This is a genomic window from Veillonella montpellierensis (assembly GCF_947090115.1).
In the GTDB taxonomy this organism is placed as follows: Bacteria; Bacillota; Negativicutes; order Veillonellales; family Veillonellaceae; genus Veillonella; species Veillonella montpellierensis.
Window position 1 is genome coordinate 124,237 of record NZ_CAMUMS010000006.1, and the last position, 14,372, is coordinate 138,608.

Annotated in this window: 20 protein-coding genes and 3 tRNA genes; all 23 read left to right on the forward strand. The window is 37.0% G+C overall.

All coding sequences use genetic code 11. The features are described 5' to 3' along the window. The first annotated feature begins 26 nt into the window (after nucleotides 1-26). The 23 genes from menD to P6940_RS04580 all read left to right on the forward strand — a co-directional run bounded on the left by menD (nucleotide 27) and on the right by P6940_RS04580 (nucleotide 13,937). Nucleotides 27-1,688 (forward strand): 2-succinyl-5-enolpyruvyl-6-hydroxy-3-cyclohexene-1-carboxylic-acid synthase, encoded by a 1,662-nt coding sequence (menD, locus tag P6940_RS04470; RefSeq protein ID WP_277293324.1) that lies wholly within the window; start codon nucleotides 27-29, stop codon nucleotides 1,686-1,688. Then, a complete protein-coding gene (menH, locus tag P6940_RS04475) occupies nucleotides 1,685-2,506 on the forward strand; it encodes a 2-succinyl-6-hydroxy-2,4-cyclohexadiene-1-carboxylate synthase (RefSeq protein WP_277293325.1) in 822 nt (273 codons plus the stop codon). The genes menD and menH overlap by 4 nt, the downstream gene beginning before the upstream one ends. 128 nt (nucleotides 2,507-2,634) lie before the next feature. Continuing rightward, on the forward strand, nucleotides 2,635-3,480 hold the full coding sequence (menB, locus tag P6940_RS04480; protein ID WP_277293326.1) for a 1,4-dihydroxy-2-naphthoyl-CoA synthase: 846 nt from the start codon (nucleotides 2,635-2,637) through the stop codon (nucleotides 3,478-3,480). Between the two features lie 21 nt (nucleotides 3,481-3,501). Beyond that, on the forward strand, nucleotides 3,502-5,016 hold the full coding sequence (gene menE, locus P6940_RS04485; RefSeq protein WP_277293327.1) for an o-succinylbenzoate--CoA ligase: 1,515 nt from the start codon (nucleotides 3,502-3,504) through the stop codon (nucleotides 5,014-5,016). 132 nt (nucleotides 5,017-5,148) lie between these two features. Next, nucleotides 5,149-6,285: an o-succinylbenzoate synthase gene (gene menC, locus P6940_RS04490; protein WP_277293328.1), complete on the forward strand. Its 1,137-nt coding sequence runs from the start codon at nucleotides 5,149-5,151 to the stop codon at nucleotides 6,283-6,285. A 39-nt stretch (nucleotides 6,286-6,324) separates the two neighbouring features. Beyond that, nucleotides 6,325-6,714 carry a PaaI family thioesterase gene (locus tag P6940_RS04495; RefSeq protein WP_277293329.1) on the forward strand — a complete coding sequence of 130 codons (390 nt, stop codon included), beginning with the start codon at nucleotides 6,325-6,327 and terminating at the stop codon, nucleotides 6,712-6,714. A 130-nt stretch (nucleotides 6,715-6,844) separates the two neighbouring features. Next, nucleotides 6,845-7,204, forward strand: coding sequence for a hypothetical protein (locus P6940_RS04500; RefSeq protein WP_277293330.1), 360 nt, complete (start codon nucleotides 6,845-6,847; stop codon nucleotides 7,202-7,204). 891 nt (nucleotides 7,205-8,095) lie between these two features. Further along, nucleotides 8,096-8,171: transfer RNA gene (locus P6940_RS04505), tRNA-Asp, on the forward strand. Between the two features lie 4 nt (nucleotides 8,172-8,175). Then, nucleotides 8,176-8,251 (forward strand) — tRNA-Phe (locus P6940_RS04510). Nucleotides 8,252-8,295: 44 nt separating this feature from the next. Next, nucleotides 8,296-8,381 (forward strand) — tRNA-Leu (locus P6940_RS04515). Between the two features lie 179 nt (nucleotides 8,382-8,560). Then, nucleotides 8,561-9,424 carry a glycohydrolase toxin TNT-related protein gene (locus P6940_RS04520; RefSeq protein WP_277293331.1) on the forward strand — a complete coding sequence of 288 codons (864 nt, stop codon included), beginning with the start codon at nucleotides 8,561-8,563 and terminating at the stop codon, nucleotides 9,422-9,424. After that, complete coding sequence (locus P6940_RS04525) at nucleotides 9,390-9,665, forward strand: hypothetical protein (RefSeq protein WP_028257813.1); 276 nt, start codon at nucleotides 9,390-9,392, stop codon at nucleotides 9,663-9,665. Before P6940_RS04520 ends, P6940_RS04525 begins: the two co-directional genes overlap by 35 nt. A 46-nt stretch (nucleotides 9,666-9,711) precedes the next feature. Then, nucleotides 9,712-10,011: a hypothetical protein gene (locus tag P6940_RS04530; protein ID WP_277293332.1), complete on the forward strand. Its 300-nt coding sequence runs from the start codon at nucleotides 9,712-9,714 to the stop codon at nucleotides 10,009-10,011. 128 nt (nucleotides 10,012-10,139) lie between these two features. Then, a complete protein-coding gene (locus tag P6940_RS04535; protein ID WP_277293333.1) occupies nucleotides 10,140-10,421 on the forward strand; it encodes a TNT domain-containing protein in 282 nt (93 codons plus the stop codon). Continuing rightward, nucleotides 10,411-10,680 (forward strand): hypothetical protein, encoded by a 270-nt coding sequence (locus P6940_RS04540; protein WP_277293334.1) that lies wholly within the window; start codon nucleotides 10,411-10,413, stop codon nucleotides 10,678-10,680. Before P6940_RS04535 ends, P6940_RS04540 begins: the two co-directional genes overlap by 11 nt. A gap of 49 nt (nucleotides 10,681-10,729) precedes the next feature. Further along, nucleotides 10,730-11,038 carry a hypothetical protein gene (locus P6940_RS04545; RefSeq protein WP_277293335.1) on the forward strand — a complete coding sequence of 103 codons (309 nt, stop codon included), beginning with the start codon at nucleotides 10,730-10,732 and terminating at the stop codon, nucleotides 11,036-11,038. 56 nt (nucleotides 11,039-11,094) lie between these two features. Then, a complete protein-coding gene (locus P6940_RS04550) occupies nucleotides 11,095-11,412 on the forward strand; it encodes a TNT domain-containing protein (RefSeq protein ID WP_277293336.1) in 318 nt (105 codons plus the stop codon). 1 nt (nucleotide 11,413) lies between these two features. Continuing rightward, nucleotides 11,414-11,686: a hypothetical protein gene (locus tag P6940_RS04555; protein ID WP_277293337.1), complete on the forward strand. Its 273-nt coding sequence runs from the start codon at nucleotides 11,414-11,416 to the stop codon at nucleotides 11,684-11,686. A 33-nt stretch (nucleotides 11,687-11,719) separates the two neighbouring features. Continuing rightward, nucleotides 11,720-12,019 (forward strand): hypothetical protein, encoded by a 300-nt coding sequence (locus P6940_RS04560; RefSeq protein ID WP_277293338.1) that lies wholly within the window; start codon nucleotides 11,720-11,722, stop codon nucleotides 12,017-12,019. A gap of 128 nt (nucleotides 12,020-12,147) precedes the next feature. Continuing rightward, nucleotides 12,148-12,414, forward strand: coding sequence for a TNT domain-containing protein (locus P6940_RS04565; protein WP_277293339.1), 267 nt, complete (start codon nucleotides 12,148-12,150; stop codon nucleotides 12,412-12,414). Between the two features lie 4 nt (nucleotides 12,415-12,418). Continuing rightward, on the forward strand, nucleotides 12,419-12,706 hold the full coding sequence (locus P6940_RS04570; RefSeq protein ID WP_277293340.1) for a hypothetical protein: 288 nt from the start codon (nucleotides 12,419-12,421) through the stop codon (nucleotides 12,704-12,706). A gap of 33 nt (nucleotides 12,707-12,739) precedes the next feature. Further along, nucleotides 12,740-13,171, forward strand: coding sequence for a hypothetical protein (locus tag P6940_RS04575; protein ID WP_277293341.1), 432 nt, complete (start codon nucleotides 12,740-12,742; stop codon nucleotides 13,169-13,171). Nucleotides 13,172-13,736: 565 nt separating this feature from the next. Beyond that, on the forward strand, nucleotides 13,737-13,937 hold the full coding sequence (locus tag P6940_RS04580) for a helix-turn-helix domain-containing protein (RefSeq protein WP_277293342.1): 201 nt from the start codon (nucleotides 13,737-13,739) through the stop codon (nucleotides 13,935-13,937). The last annotated feature ends 435 nt before the right edge of the window (nucleotides 13,938-14,372 follow it).

A 14,372-nucleotide genomic window follows, 5' to 3' on the forward strand; every position in this document is an offset into this window, starting at 1 on the left:
ATAGTCAAAATAAAGGAGGACAATTTATGAATGAATACTTAGCTCCTTTAGTGGACGAATTATATAGATTAGGTGTACGACATGTTGTATGTAGTCCAGGATCTCGTTCTACTGCATTAGCACTATTATTCAAGTATTATGGATCCTTTACAACCTATATGAATATTGATGAACGAAGTGCCGCCTTTTTTGCCTTAGGAATTGCTAAGAAAACCGGTGAAGCAGTCGTATTGGTGTGCACCTCTGGATCTGCGATAGGTCATTATATGCCAGCTGTTATGGAAGCGTATTATACAGGTGTCCCCCTACTTATTCTTTCCGCGGATCGACCAGCAAAATTACAGAAAGTGGGAGCCCCACAAACGGTAGATCAAGAAAAAATATTGGGCTCTATGGTTCGTTATTATGAAGAATTATCAAAACCTGATGGGGTAGACTTGTACCAATATCCAAGAACTATAGCACAAAAAGCGTATATGAATGCTATGCATGGCCTGACGGGTCCAGTTCATATTAATGTGCCTTTATGCGATCCATTAATACCAGAATTGGAGAAAAAACATTTTGAAATGGGTAGAAGTAAGAAACCATTTTGCTTTTTAAAAGGTGATGTTCATGTATCATCTCAGTTGAACGGAATAGAAGAATGGCAGAATCGGCGTATAGTGATAGTGGTGGGACCAAACCACAGATTAGAAGATATGGCACCTATTACTACTTTGGCAGAGCGACTATACGCCCCTATTTTAGCAGATCCTTTGTCGAATATGCGAAGGAGCGATAGCCCGTTCATAATCGATGCGTACGACGTGTTTTTAAAATCTTCTACTATGATAGAGCGGTTGCAGCCAGATTATATTATTCAATTTGGGCAAATGAGTATATCGAAACGGTTGCAACAGTATATTGCCTTTCATAGAGAGGCAATTTATATACAGGTGGATGCCACAGGATTGTATCGCAATTCAGCGGCTACGACCAGTACATATATTGAGGCTGATATAGAAGAATTTTGTAAAGCCATCGATGTTCAATCCTATGATGATACGTATGTATGTGAGTGGATTGAGGCGAATCGGAAGGGGCGAGCACAGTTAGAACAGGTAAGAGAAGAAACATCTCTGTTTGAAGGGCGCTGTGTGCAAATTTTAGAAGATGTTATATCTGATGAGGCTCAGTTGGTAGTGGCTAATAGTATGTCAATTCGCAATATAGATTATTTTTGGAAAGCAGGAAAATCACAGGCGTGTATATATGGTAATCGCGGAACAAATGGCATTGATGGCACTATTTCTACGGCCTTTGGATTGGCCAGTACAGGGACGCCTACGGTGCTAGTGACGGGGGACTTGTCTATGTTCCACGATAGCAATGGCTTGTTACTAGGAAAATTATATGATATACCGCTCACGATTATTTTATTTAATAATGATGGGGGTGGTATTTTCCATTGCTTGCCACAGAAAGATGTTCCCTATTTTGATGAACTATTTTCTACACCACATGGCATTGATTTTTCTGGATTACAAATTTTGTATGGCCTTTCTTATAGTCGTGCCACATCCTATGAAGAGTACCAACGGTTGTTAGAAGACGCAATGGCGACAAAGAAAGTTCATATTATTGAAGTGCCAACAGATAAAGAGACAAGTGCTACCTTATATGGAAAGTATACGGTGATATCATGAGAATCGTAGTGGATGATGTTTCTTACTATATACATGTCACAGGACAGGGAAAACCGCTTGTGTGTTTTCATGGCTTTTCAGAGTCGGGAAATACCTGGGACGGGATAGAGATTCCTGGCTATGCTATGTATCGATTAGATTTTATTGGCCATGGGCAATCAGATAAGCCACTAGACACACAGATATATCAATTGCCACAGTTGTTACGTCAATTACATATTGTGATTCAAGCGGCAGTAGGTGCATCGTATAGTTTGATGGGCTATTCGATGGGGGCTCGCATTGCTTTGTTATATGCTTTGCAATATCAACATGATATTGAAGCATTAATCTTAGAAAGTGGATCGGTGGGTATTCAAGACCCATCGGCACGAAAACTTAGGTTTTTACAAGATGAAGCATTAGCTAAAAAAATAGTTCGTAATGGGCGTGCATGGTTTAGAGATACATGGTCGGCACTACCTATTTTTAAGACGCAACAAACATTACCCCTATCCGTACAAGATAGTATTCGACGGCGGCGCTTTCATAATGAACCGTATGCCTTACATCATACATTGATGGGATCAGGGCAAGGGTGTATGCCTTACGTGGGCCATCGCCTTGATGAAATTATGTGCCCTAGTTTATATATTAGTGGTGCATTAGATAAAAAATATAGTTTGTTAGGTGAAGAAGTGTTTAAAAAGGCGCGCTCGTTTTCGACGGCCTTAATTCAAGGTGTAGGTCACAATACGCATTTGGAGCGACCAAGAGAGTTTGAACGTATAGTTGCTCAATTTTTGCATACTACGACAGGTCCATCTAATGGCTCATAGAGACATGATGAGTTAGAAGATGATTGAGTATACATGATATACTATAATCGATTAGTGTTTGATGTACACAATTGAGTATGGTTAGTACGAGATTATTTAGATATTATGAGTAAGATAAGGAGAAGATTATGGCTACTACATTTAATTGGCAAGTATTGGATCGTAATTATGAAGATGTTATTTATGAAACCTATGAAGGGATTGCTAAAATTACCATTAATCGTCCAGAAGTGCGTAATGCGTTCCGTCCCAAAACGGTTATGGAATTGATTGACGCTTTTTCCGTGGCTCGTGATGATGCAGAAATTGGTGTTATTATATTGACTGGTGCCAATCATGGACAAGGTGAAGACAAAGAAGCATTTTGCTCTGGTGGAGATCAACGTGTTCGTGGTAATGGTGGTTATGTAGGTGATGATAATATACCTCGTCTTAACGTATTAGACTTACAACATTTGATTCGTATTACACCAAAGCCAGTCATTGCTATGGTTAATGGCTATGCTATTGGTGGTGGTCATGTGTTACATGTGGTTTGTGATTTAACAATTGCTTCTGAAAATGCTAAATTCGGTCAAACAGGTCCTCGCGTAGGTTCTTTTGATGCTGGTTACGGGGCTGGATTTTTAGCACGTATGATTGGCCATAAGAGGGCTCGCGAAGTTTGGTTCTTATGCCGTCAATATACGGCACAACAAGCTTATGAAATGGGCATGGTAAACACGGTAGTTCCTTTTGATCAATTGGAAGCGGAAACTGTTTCTTGGTGTAAGGAAATTCTTCAATTATCTCCTATGGCGCTTCGCATGTTGAAAGCATCATTTAATGCAGATACAGATGGATTGGCCGGATTACAACAATTTGCTGGGGATGCAACATTAATGTATTATACAACCGATGAAGCAAAAGAAGGCCGTGATGCTTTTAAGGAAAAACGTAAACCGGATTTTAAACAATTTCCTAAATTTCCTTAATGAAAGGGTAACAGCGTAGTTATGAAGTGGCTAGAAGAGCAATACAAAAAGAATCCAAATCAGTTATATATGAATGAATTAACATTTGGTGATGTATATGAGAAGGTAGAAAATGTAGCAAGGCGATTATCGAATGTGTTGCAACAAGAAACCAGAGTCGCTCTAGTATCCGATAACTCGACCGATATGGTTATCGTCTTGTTTAGCCTATTGTTGCTACGTAAAGAAGTATTGCTACTCAATGTGCGCTTAACGCAGAAAGAAATGATGGAACAAATAAGAGGGCTGGATATTTCCTATGTGTTGACTTCTGACAGACGAAGCAAGAATATATTAGAATCTCTGGAGTCGGATTTGGAAGGGAACGCAACAGTTGTAGCTGCAACTAAGAAGCACCATAGTGCGCCAACGGCCCATGCAATGTTACAGTATCCCACAATGGGGACTACCCACTATAGACCTAGAGTGGATGGAGCAACACCATGGTCATACCAAGTATTGTCATTCTCAGCCATTTCAGCATTACCTAGTAACCCATCAATCTTATTTGATTGGTCTATGGATCCAAAACAAATTGCTGTTATCATGAATACCAGTGCCACTACGGGAAAATTTAAGTCGGTGCCTATTCGCTGGCGACAGATAGAGGCACATGTTAAGGCGTCTATGCAGCGGTTAGGTGTATGCGAAGATGATAATTGGCTCATTGTATTGCCAATTTTTCATGTTAGCGGTTTATCCATTGTTATGAGAAGTTTGTATAATGGGACGCGCATCACTATTCTCCCTAAATATGACAGAGATGAAGTTGTACGATTGATTACTAACAATACAATCACGATGGTTTCTCTTGTGCCAACCATATTGAAAGAATTAGTGCCTTTTATTGAACGGCATCGGTTACGTATGATTTTATTAGGTGGTGAGTTTATTCCCCAGCCATTGATACGTAGTTGTGTTCAAAAAAGGTTACCTATTTTTAAGACCTACGGTATGACAGAAACTTTTAGTCAAAATGTGACATTTTCTGTATTGGAACATTTAGATAAGGCGGATTCTGTAGGACAACCATTACCTTTTATGAAGGTGCACATTGTCAATCCTGATGAAGAGGGCATAGGAGAAATTCATGTATCTGGCCCTATGCTGATGGATGGGTATCTTGGGAAAGAGCCTATTGGTGAGAGCTTTAATACGGATGATATTGGTTATGTAGATGAAGATGGATATTTGTATATTCTAAATCGACGGAAAGATATCATTATTTCCGGAGGAGAAAATATTTATCCGAAAGAGATAGAAGATGTATTGTATCGGTTAGAGGATGTTGTTGAATGTGCGGTTGTACCTGTACTCAATGAGGTATGGGGGCAAGTACCCGCTCTGTTTATTGTTACATCTTTAGACGAAGAACAGCTTCGTACATATATGGAGGGGCGACTAGCTAAGTATAAAGTGCCTACGTATATTGTAAAGCGAAATCGCCTACCAAGAAATGCATCAGGTAAGATTTTGCGCAATCAGCTTCATGTATAGGTGCATCTTACTAGTTAGTCATGAATAGGTGTTTATGATTTGTAGTGCCCTTGACATATAAGCGTATCATAGCAAACATGATATGGCTTGTGCGGATCATAAAGAAAAGCGTTGTAGAGAAAGAGGTCGTATATGTTTATACAATCGATTACATTATATCAAGTGGGAATGCCGATGAAATTTCCTTTTAAAACAGCACAAGGTCTTGTAGACTATCGTCATACCATTGTGATTTGCGCTGAAGATGAACAGGGAAATCGTGGATATGGTGAATCAGTTGCTTTTCCGACACCTTTTTATACAAATGAAACATTTGATGTGTCATGGGAAAAGCTAACAAAAGAGTATGCACCAGCAGTGGTGGGACAGGAACTTGATAGTGGCTTTGAAGTGCATTTAATTATCAGTCGCTTGTCTGATGGACATGTAGAGGCACCTATGGCTGTAGCAGGACTAGAAAATGCATTGCTTAATTTGGCAGCTGAACGTAATGGTTATAATACGGTATCACATGTTATGGGACAACCATTGGCAGATATAATTCCTATGGGCGTTGTTGCTGGCGATATGCCTTTAGATGAATTGATGGAATTTGTGAACACCCAAGTGGAACAGCAATGTAGACGAATTAAAATTAAGATTAATCCACGTGATGGGTATGAAAAAGTGGCTGCTGTACGTGATGCATATCCTGCACTAGCTTTATCAGTCGATGCGAATCGCAGCTTTTCGCCTACTGATGTAGATGAAGTGGCACGTTTTGATGAATTGGGATTATTGTGTATGGAAGAACCATTTCAGGTAACTTCTATTGAAGACTATTTCGATCTGAAATACAATCATTACTGGCCGATTACTACGCCGCTTTGTTTTGATGAAACGGTGTCAACCTTGGCAGAGTTGGAGTTTGGCGTAGAACATGACATTATTGAAGTGATGAATATTAAAATTGGTCGTTTAGGTGGGTTATACCCTGCTAAGCAAATGATTGACTATTGTCGGCGCCATAATGTGTACTACTGGATTGGCAGCATGGTAGAGAGCAGTATTTCTAAAATGCTTCATGTACAGTTGGCTGCATTAGGCGATTCGTATATGCCTGGAGATTTATCAGATTCTAGTAGATATTTTTATGATGATCTTACAACGCCAGCACTGGTATTTAATGATGGTATAATGAAAGTCCCCAATGGTGTAGGATTGGGTGTGTCGATTCATCAATCTATATTGATGGAGCAAGCACAAGCTATAGTGACGATTGAAGCATAGTCATGTAGTGGCAAATATAATGTATATGAGGAATGGATCATGAATTTATTAGAAGGATTAGATATTCAATATGCTCGTCTAGAAGATGATGCGTTTGAAAGTTGTATGAAATTAGGAAGCTTTCATGCACAACCATTTGGCTATTTAAACGGTGGTGCTACCTTAGCATTTGCTGAAATTGTAGGTGGCATGATGTCGACTGCTTATTTAGAGCAGCATAGACCTGATGAAAAATTAATGGCTGTAGGACAAACAGTAACGGCACAGCATGTAAATTCTAAACAATCAACTGGCTATCTCTATGCTTATGGTGAATTGATTAAACACGGTAAACGGACACATGTTTGGTCTATTCGTATGGTGGATGAGAACGATCAATTAATTTCCTATATTACTGCGGTTAATGCTATTATTCCTCGTAAGGGATAGTACTATAGCACGCGATAACCTATAGTAGAAAGTATACAGTTAATAGTGTTATAGGGACTAGATAAAATAAATATCGATGTGTTTTACTAACCGTAGCATAGGATACTGATTATTAGAAAGGGTGATGATCATGGCAGTAGAATCTGAGTTGCAAGACGTGGCTAAAGTAAGTTTACGAGAATATTTAATTAATAGTTGTATACCTCAAGAATTATGGGATACAATTGAAGGCTGGTTAGCAGATACAGGCCTTCATAGTGTATATTTAGACCCAGAAGAAGCAATCGGTGCGTGGTGGGGAAGTCATGAAGCGGATACTATGGGATTTGTTATTAACTTTCCTAAGTGTGGCATCTTACCTTCTGAATGGTGTCCTAAAGGGACGGATTGGGATGTGGCCAAAGTAGAAGCTAAATATCGATTCGTTGCATCCTGTCAACAACTACTTGACAACCAGGCTTTGGAATCTGCACATAAAGAAGATATGTAATGCCTTTATAAACGGGTGGAATGGACCATCATTTACTTTTATGAGATATGGTGAAGTACATAAGTAGGATGACTAGTGCTTGATGATTAGATTCATTTCTCTGTAGTATTAGGATGCTTTTTTATTAATAAAAGAGGATAGGTTTATAGAGAAATCATTTTTATTGAAGCGGTTATGAATAGAAGGAACACTATTATATAGTGGAATCTATAGCCGTGTTATGTTCCGTATGCCTTAGATGTAAGAAAACTCACTGATGATATAACCTAGTTATGGAACATGTAATTTACATTGGCCCATTAAAATATAGGTACAATTAGTAATTATGTGATTTAGTACATGATTTTTATTGCGTGATATGCAAATATGACAGTATATAGTTGGTAGTAAATTAGATAGATGACTGTATTGAAAGTATAAAGATCACTTAACTTGTATCGTGATTGGTATATAACGTATGACATATGTGCTGAAGAAATGAGCTATACTATAAAATGTATGTTTATACTACATAGTTTCAGCTAGTAGTATCAATTGTAAGTTAGTAGTGAATGCCATGATTATGTTACTATTTCGTATCATACATATATGAGCGGGTGTATGACGTAGCATGGCTCTATAGAAACGGTATAGTCTATTATTTGTGAGGTTATTTTATTTCGATATTAGAAATAATAGTTCTAATAGTTTCTATAAGGAAAGGATATGGATGCAATGATTAGGAGCTAGTATGATAACAGACTGCGCAAGAGATATAGGAAAACCATTTATGACTAGATGATTAGTGCGTTGCATGAATTTATAATTTTTTTGTAAAAAAATGTAAAAGGCACTTGCAATTATCTCTGACCTTTGGTATACTAGCAAAGTAGTCAACGAGAGTTGTTATGCGGCCCCGTGGTGTAGCGGTTAACATGTCGCCCTGTCACGGCGAAGATCGTCAGTTCAAATCTGATCGGGGTCGCCAAGTTGCCTCGGTAGCTCAGTCGGTAGAGCAACGGACTGAAAATCCGTGTGTCGACAGTTCGATTCTGTCCTGAGGCACCATTTACTTGAGACACTCGTCTTGGCGACTTTAATCATATAAACATGCGGTCATGGTGGAATGGCAGACACGCCATCTTGAGGGGGTGGTGAGCTAACGCTCGTGCGGGTTCAAGTCCCGCTGACCGCACCAGCTAATTAAATAAGGGTTTACAGATAATTCTGTAAACCCTCATTTTTGTTTGATACCATACAGTCTTGCGTAGCTATAAAGTATTTTGACATCAAAATACTTTATAGATATAAGCTGCCATATCAGCTTCCGTTTTATGTATTACATATGAGTAGATATCCATTATTCTAAAATGAAGCATGTCTATAGCAACGCTCGATAAGCGAACATCGTCGACTTGCCGTCAACATGATAACAATATATATTCTGTTGCAGATGCCGAAGTTGGAACGAATGTTCCGCCTCTGCATCCGCGATGTAGATCCACAATAGCAGGTACGCTAGATAAAAAAGCGACTAGCGGTTATCGTATTGGTAAAATTGAAAAAGCTAATAAGAGCGAACCTATGCGATATGAGAAAGTGCCTCGCAATATGGACTATGACGATTGGAAAGCGGTGTATGTAGATACATCTAAAACGTTTGATGAGTGGAAACAAGGCGCAAGAATAGAAAAAATATTAAAACATGATGCAAGATATTATGATGGCATCAATATAGTAGATAATCATAAATCATTAAGTAAAATAGAATTAATGAGATTAAATTATATTCCGCCATCGGCTGATTTTATAAAAATATTGGCAAAAGAAAGGGGTATGGGGTATATTATACCTAGAGACTCTTATCATTCTGATGATGGAAAACCTATTTGGACACCTAATGATGGCGGTGTTGGAACACCTAAAATCATCAACTTGCCAGTGGGAACAAAAATTGATAGAATTGGGAAAGAATCTGGTCGATATACTTTCCCTGTTGGAATTTCGTATACAAAAAGATCTATGGATGATTTGTACACTAAATTACCTATAGAATATCATGTATATAAAGTTATTAAACCTATCAAGGTGAGTAAGTCATTAATCTCGCCGTGGTTTTCTAAAAGAGGTAAAGGAGTTCAATATAAGTTAGAGATGTCTATTTGGGAGTTAATCAAGGAAAGTTATATAGAGGAGATGTATGTAGATGAAGATTGGCGACCTACGAAAGGTTTTAGATAACCTTAACATAGATAAGTATGAATATTTTATTTTGGACCATGGAAAAGGACCTTGGGCAGAAGTATATGTGTCTATAGCTTTTAATGGGAAACAATTTGAAGTTTCTGTAATAGAGCGTGGTATTCCTGTTAAATTTGATGTGTTTACCCACGAAGAGGATGCTTGTGATAAATTCTTGGAGTTTATGCAGTATAATAAAAAAATAAATCAATATTTAATGAATAATAAAATTATTAATTAAGCACTCTGCATAGGGTGCTTTTTTAATACCCAAAAGGAGGTGGAATATGGCAAATGTGAAGTATATAAGTTATGAAGAGGAGGTACAGTGTATTGCAGATACAGCTAAACGAATATTGTTTATGCTTGATACGACCATGGACAAAAAGAACCTAGAGCTTATTTCTTTCTTTGCTGAAAAGTTTATATTGGATTGCATGGACTATTGCCATAGAACAGACTTCCCTCGTTCGTTGGTGTATACTGGTGCTGAACTAGCTGTAAAGTATAGCAAGGACACATTAAACCAATTACAAGGACCGTTAAAGTCATTAAAAGAAAGTCATAAAAAGCTATTGAAGAGTTAGAAGAGCTTGGGTATACTTTAGGTAAAGATAAGGAAAAAAGATGGTTTTCCGACCCGGATTCAAACGGGAAAGAGTTTCCTCTCTATCCTACTAATGGCGGTGCAATTGGTAAAATTTGGACTGAAGTTTTGTTGGCAGGAACTAAAATAACTCGATATGGTAGAACTAGAGAAAAATATACTGCACCGGCAGGAACACCGTTTGTAAATAGAGCTATGCCTTATACTGAAGCAGAATATACTGATAATGAACATCAGTATATAGTTGTTAAGCCACTACCAGTACAAACTAGCGTTATTACACCAGCATTTAATAAAGTTGGTGGAGGAATTCAGTATAAAACCAAAGAAAGTATTCAGTATTATTTAGATGAAGGCTATTTAAAGGAGATTGATTATTATGACAATTAAAGAAATTAAAGCATTATTGCCTAAAATCAGCGTACCTAAAAGCTCATATAATATTGATAACAGTCCTACGCCTATTGTGCCAGGTACAATCATTTTTGAAAGAATTCCTAAAGGGTTTTCGGTATATTGGACTGAAAAAAATGAAGTGTTTGAACGGCGAGATATAGCAGATGAACAAGAAGCGGTTAATTATTTCTTGCATTTGCTAGAGGGTAGTTCTAAAGCTTACAGAAAATATACTGCGGATCATGTTGCATAAGCACCCAAATCAAAAGGGTGCTTTTTTAGTACCTAAAAGGAGGTGGGGTATGGCAAATGTGAAGTATATAAGTTATGAAGAGACGGTACAGTGTATTGCAGATACAGCTAATCAAATGTTGTTTATGCTTGATACGACCATGGACAAAAAGAACCTAGAGCCTATTTCTTTCTTTGCTGAAAAGTTTGTACTGGACTGCATTGACTATTGCCATAGAACAGACTTCCCTCGTTCGTTGGTGTATACTGGTGCTGAACTAGCTGTAAAGTATAGCAAGGACACATTAAACCAATTACAAGGACCGTTAAAGTCATTAAAAGAAAGTCATAAAAAGCTATTGAAGAGTTTAAACCGCTAGAGTATATTATAGGTAAAAGTGAAGTTAATCGATGGTTTACAGATAAGGGGATGCCTTTGTATCCACCAAATAATCGAGCTGTAGGCGAGTTATGGGATAGTAAGTTACCCATCGGATGTTGTGTATCTCGATATGGAGGGGTAGCAGGAAGTTATGCGGCTCCATTAGAAACAGAATTCTCATATCGAGGAATGCCTCATGATGAGAAAACACATGTTAAGAATAAGCATATATATCGTGTAATAAAGCTTTTCTCGGTCAAGGTAGGCGTTGTTGCACCCGCATTTAATCAAGTAGGCGGTGGAATACAGTATAAAGTTGATAAACCAATTTTACACTATCTAAACACTGGATATTTAGAAGAGGTATTTTGATATGAATATCAAGGAATTACAAAAGTTGTTACCAAGAATTGGCATTTTTAAAACTTCATATAATATAGAGCATGATGGGTCAGAAGTTACTTCTGGCGGAGTTGTATTAGAAAGTACTCCTAAAGGGATTTGTGTATATTATACAGAACGATATGTAGATTATGAAATAAAATATTTTAAAGAAGAAGAGACAGCTGTCAAATATTTTCTTTATTTATTAGAAGGACTTAGTACCGATTACAAAAATTATTTAAAAAACAAGCACTTTGCATAGGGTGCTTTTTTAATACCCAAAAGGAGGTGGAATATGGCAAATGTGAAGTATATAAGTTATGAAGAGGAGGTACAGTGTATTGCAGATACAGCTAAACGAATATTGTTTATGCTTGATACGACCATGGACAAAAAGAACCTAGAGTTTATTTCTTTCTTTGCTGAAAAGTTCGTACTAGATTGTATAGATTATTGCCATAAAACGAACTTCCCCCGTTCGTTGGTCTATGCTGGTGCTGAATTAGCTGTAAAGTATAGCAAGGACACATTAAACCCGTCACAAGGATCGTTAAAGTCATTAAAAGAAAGTCATAAAAAGCTATTGAAGAGTTAGAAGAGCTTGGTTATACTTTAGGTAAAGATAAGGGAAAAAGATGGTTTTCCTACCCGGATTCAAACGGGAAAGAGTTTCTTCTCTAGTCTACTAATGGCGGTGCAATTGGTAAAACTTGGACTGAAGTTTTGTTGGTAGGAACTAAAATAACTCGATATGGTAGAACTAGAGAAAAATATACTGCACCAGCAGGAACACCGTTTGTAAATAGAACTGTGCCTTATACTGAAGCAGAATATACTGATAATGAACATCAGTGTATAGTTGTTAAGCCACTACCAGTACAAACTAGCGTTATTACACCAGCATTTAATAAAATTGGCGGAGAAATTCAGCATAAAACCAAAGAAAGTATTCAATATTATTTAGATAATAAGTATTTAAAGGAGATATAGTAAGATGAATGTTAAAGAGCTCAAACAATTACTTGTGGAGAACCATATTCCTAAGAATACTTATAATATAGATGATGATGGAACACCGCTTACACCAGTGACAATAGCATTAGATTATACGCCTAGAGGCATATCCGTGTACTGGACTGAACGTAATGAGATTTATGAAAATCGCTACTTTGATAATGAAAGCCAAGCGGTGGAATATTTTGCATACCTATTAAGAGATACATCGATGGAATTTAAACAATTTTACAATGCACATCATGATATGTTTAAGCACTCTGCATAGGTTGCTTTTTTAATATCCAAAAGGAGGTGGGGTATGGCAAATGTGAAGTATATAAGTTATGAAGAGACGGTACAGTGTATTGCAGATACAGCTAATCAAATGTTGTTTATGCTTGATACGACCATGGATAAAAAGAGCCTAGAGCTTATTTCTTCCTTTGCTGAAAAGTTTGTACTGGATTGCATGGACTATTGCCATAGAACAGACTTTCCTCGTTCGTTGGCCTATACTGGTGCGGAACTAGCTGTAAAGTATAGCAAGGACACATTGAACCAATCACAAGGACCGCTAAAGTCATTAAAAGAAAATGATGTTGAGTTTACATGGGCAGTCTCGGATATGTCGCCAATTGGATGCATTAGTGAACAAGATTTTGATTCTATCAAGTCTAAACTAAATTTATATCGTAAGGTGGTATGGTCTAATGGTAATACATACGAAGCGTATAATAAACGAATAGAATAGGAAATTAGAACTAGTAAATTAGAACTTTAAAAGCAACAAGAATCGTCAGCGATAACACAAAACGGATTCATAAAAGCAGAAACATACTTAAATGAGAAAAAAAGAATTATACGAGTGAATAGAGAATGTAGAAATAGTAAACTACTTACTATTTTATTAAGTGAACGGGCATATATTTGGTTGTAAAGAATTAGTTCTAATAAAAGAGCCTACTAGCATAGAGTGAAAACTATGTTAGTAGGCTTATTTTTTTGCAAATATAATAAAAAACACATATATTATACCGCATATACGATATAATATATGTGTAAGAAGGTGATGATGATAGACATAATAAAAGAGCTAACAAGCTTAATAAATGAGTTAACGCTACTGACACTAGCAATCATCATTTTAAAACTTGTTAGCAAAGACTAAAAAGCGGGCGGGTGAAAGCCCCTCCGCTTTTCTAATAATATTTTAAAATATAAGGAGGCAATATGCAAGGCTTACTTGTTTTATCAATTGTAACAGGTGTATTAGCGACTACATTAGTATTAATGGCAGTTATAAAGGTTATGAAAAAATGAAAATAGAAGATATTATGACAACACAAGAAGCAGGAGAACAGTGGAATCTATCAGCTAGTACACTAAAGGGACTATGTACGGGCGTTCAAGGACGCCCACCACGATTAGAAATAGATGTAGAATGTAGAAAATCAGGTAAAATGTGGTTAGTAACACGCCAAGGCATGGAACGGTTATATGGGAAACTAGAAAAATAATAATTACAAAAGGATTATCGAATATGATAGTCCTTTTTGTAAGGAAATTTTACATTGTGTTCGATAAATTATAAATAATAGTTTGTCCCTTATCTGCCCCTTTTCTTATGTAGAGGTTAAATGATATAGCAATAGTGCTAAATTTATAGTGTAAACACTCAATTCGCACCAAGTTGATTAAATAGGGGTTACAGATAATTCTGTAACCCCTTATTTTTGTTGATACCATACAGTCTTGCGTGGCTATAAAGTATTTTGACATCAAAATACTTTATAGCTACGCACTGCGATGTTATTTTCCGTCTTATGTGTCACAAATGTTTGATTACTACAGAGACGACTACCAAAAATAATTAAAAATCCTCTTGCAATTTATAGTCCAATAGGATACAATACTAATACAGTTCAGGCATGAGCTGTTTTAATTTGCTTGTC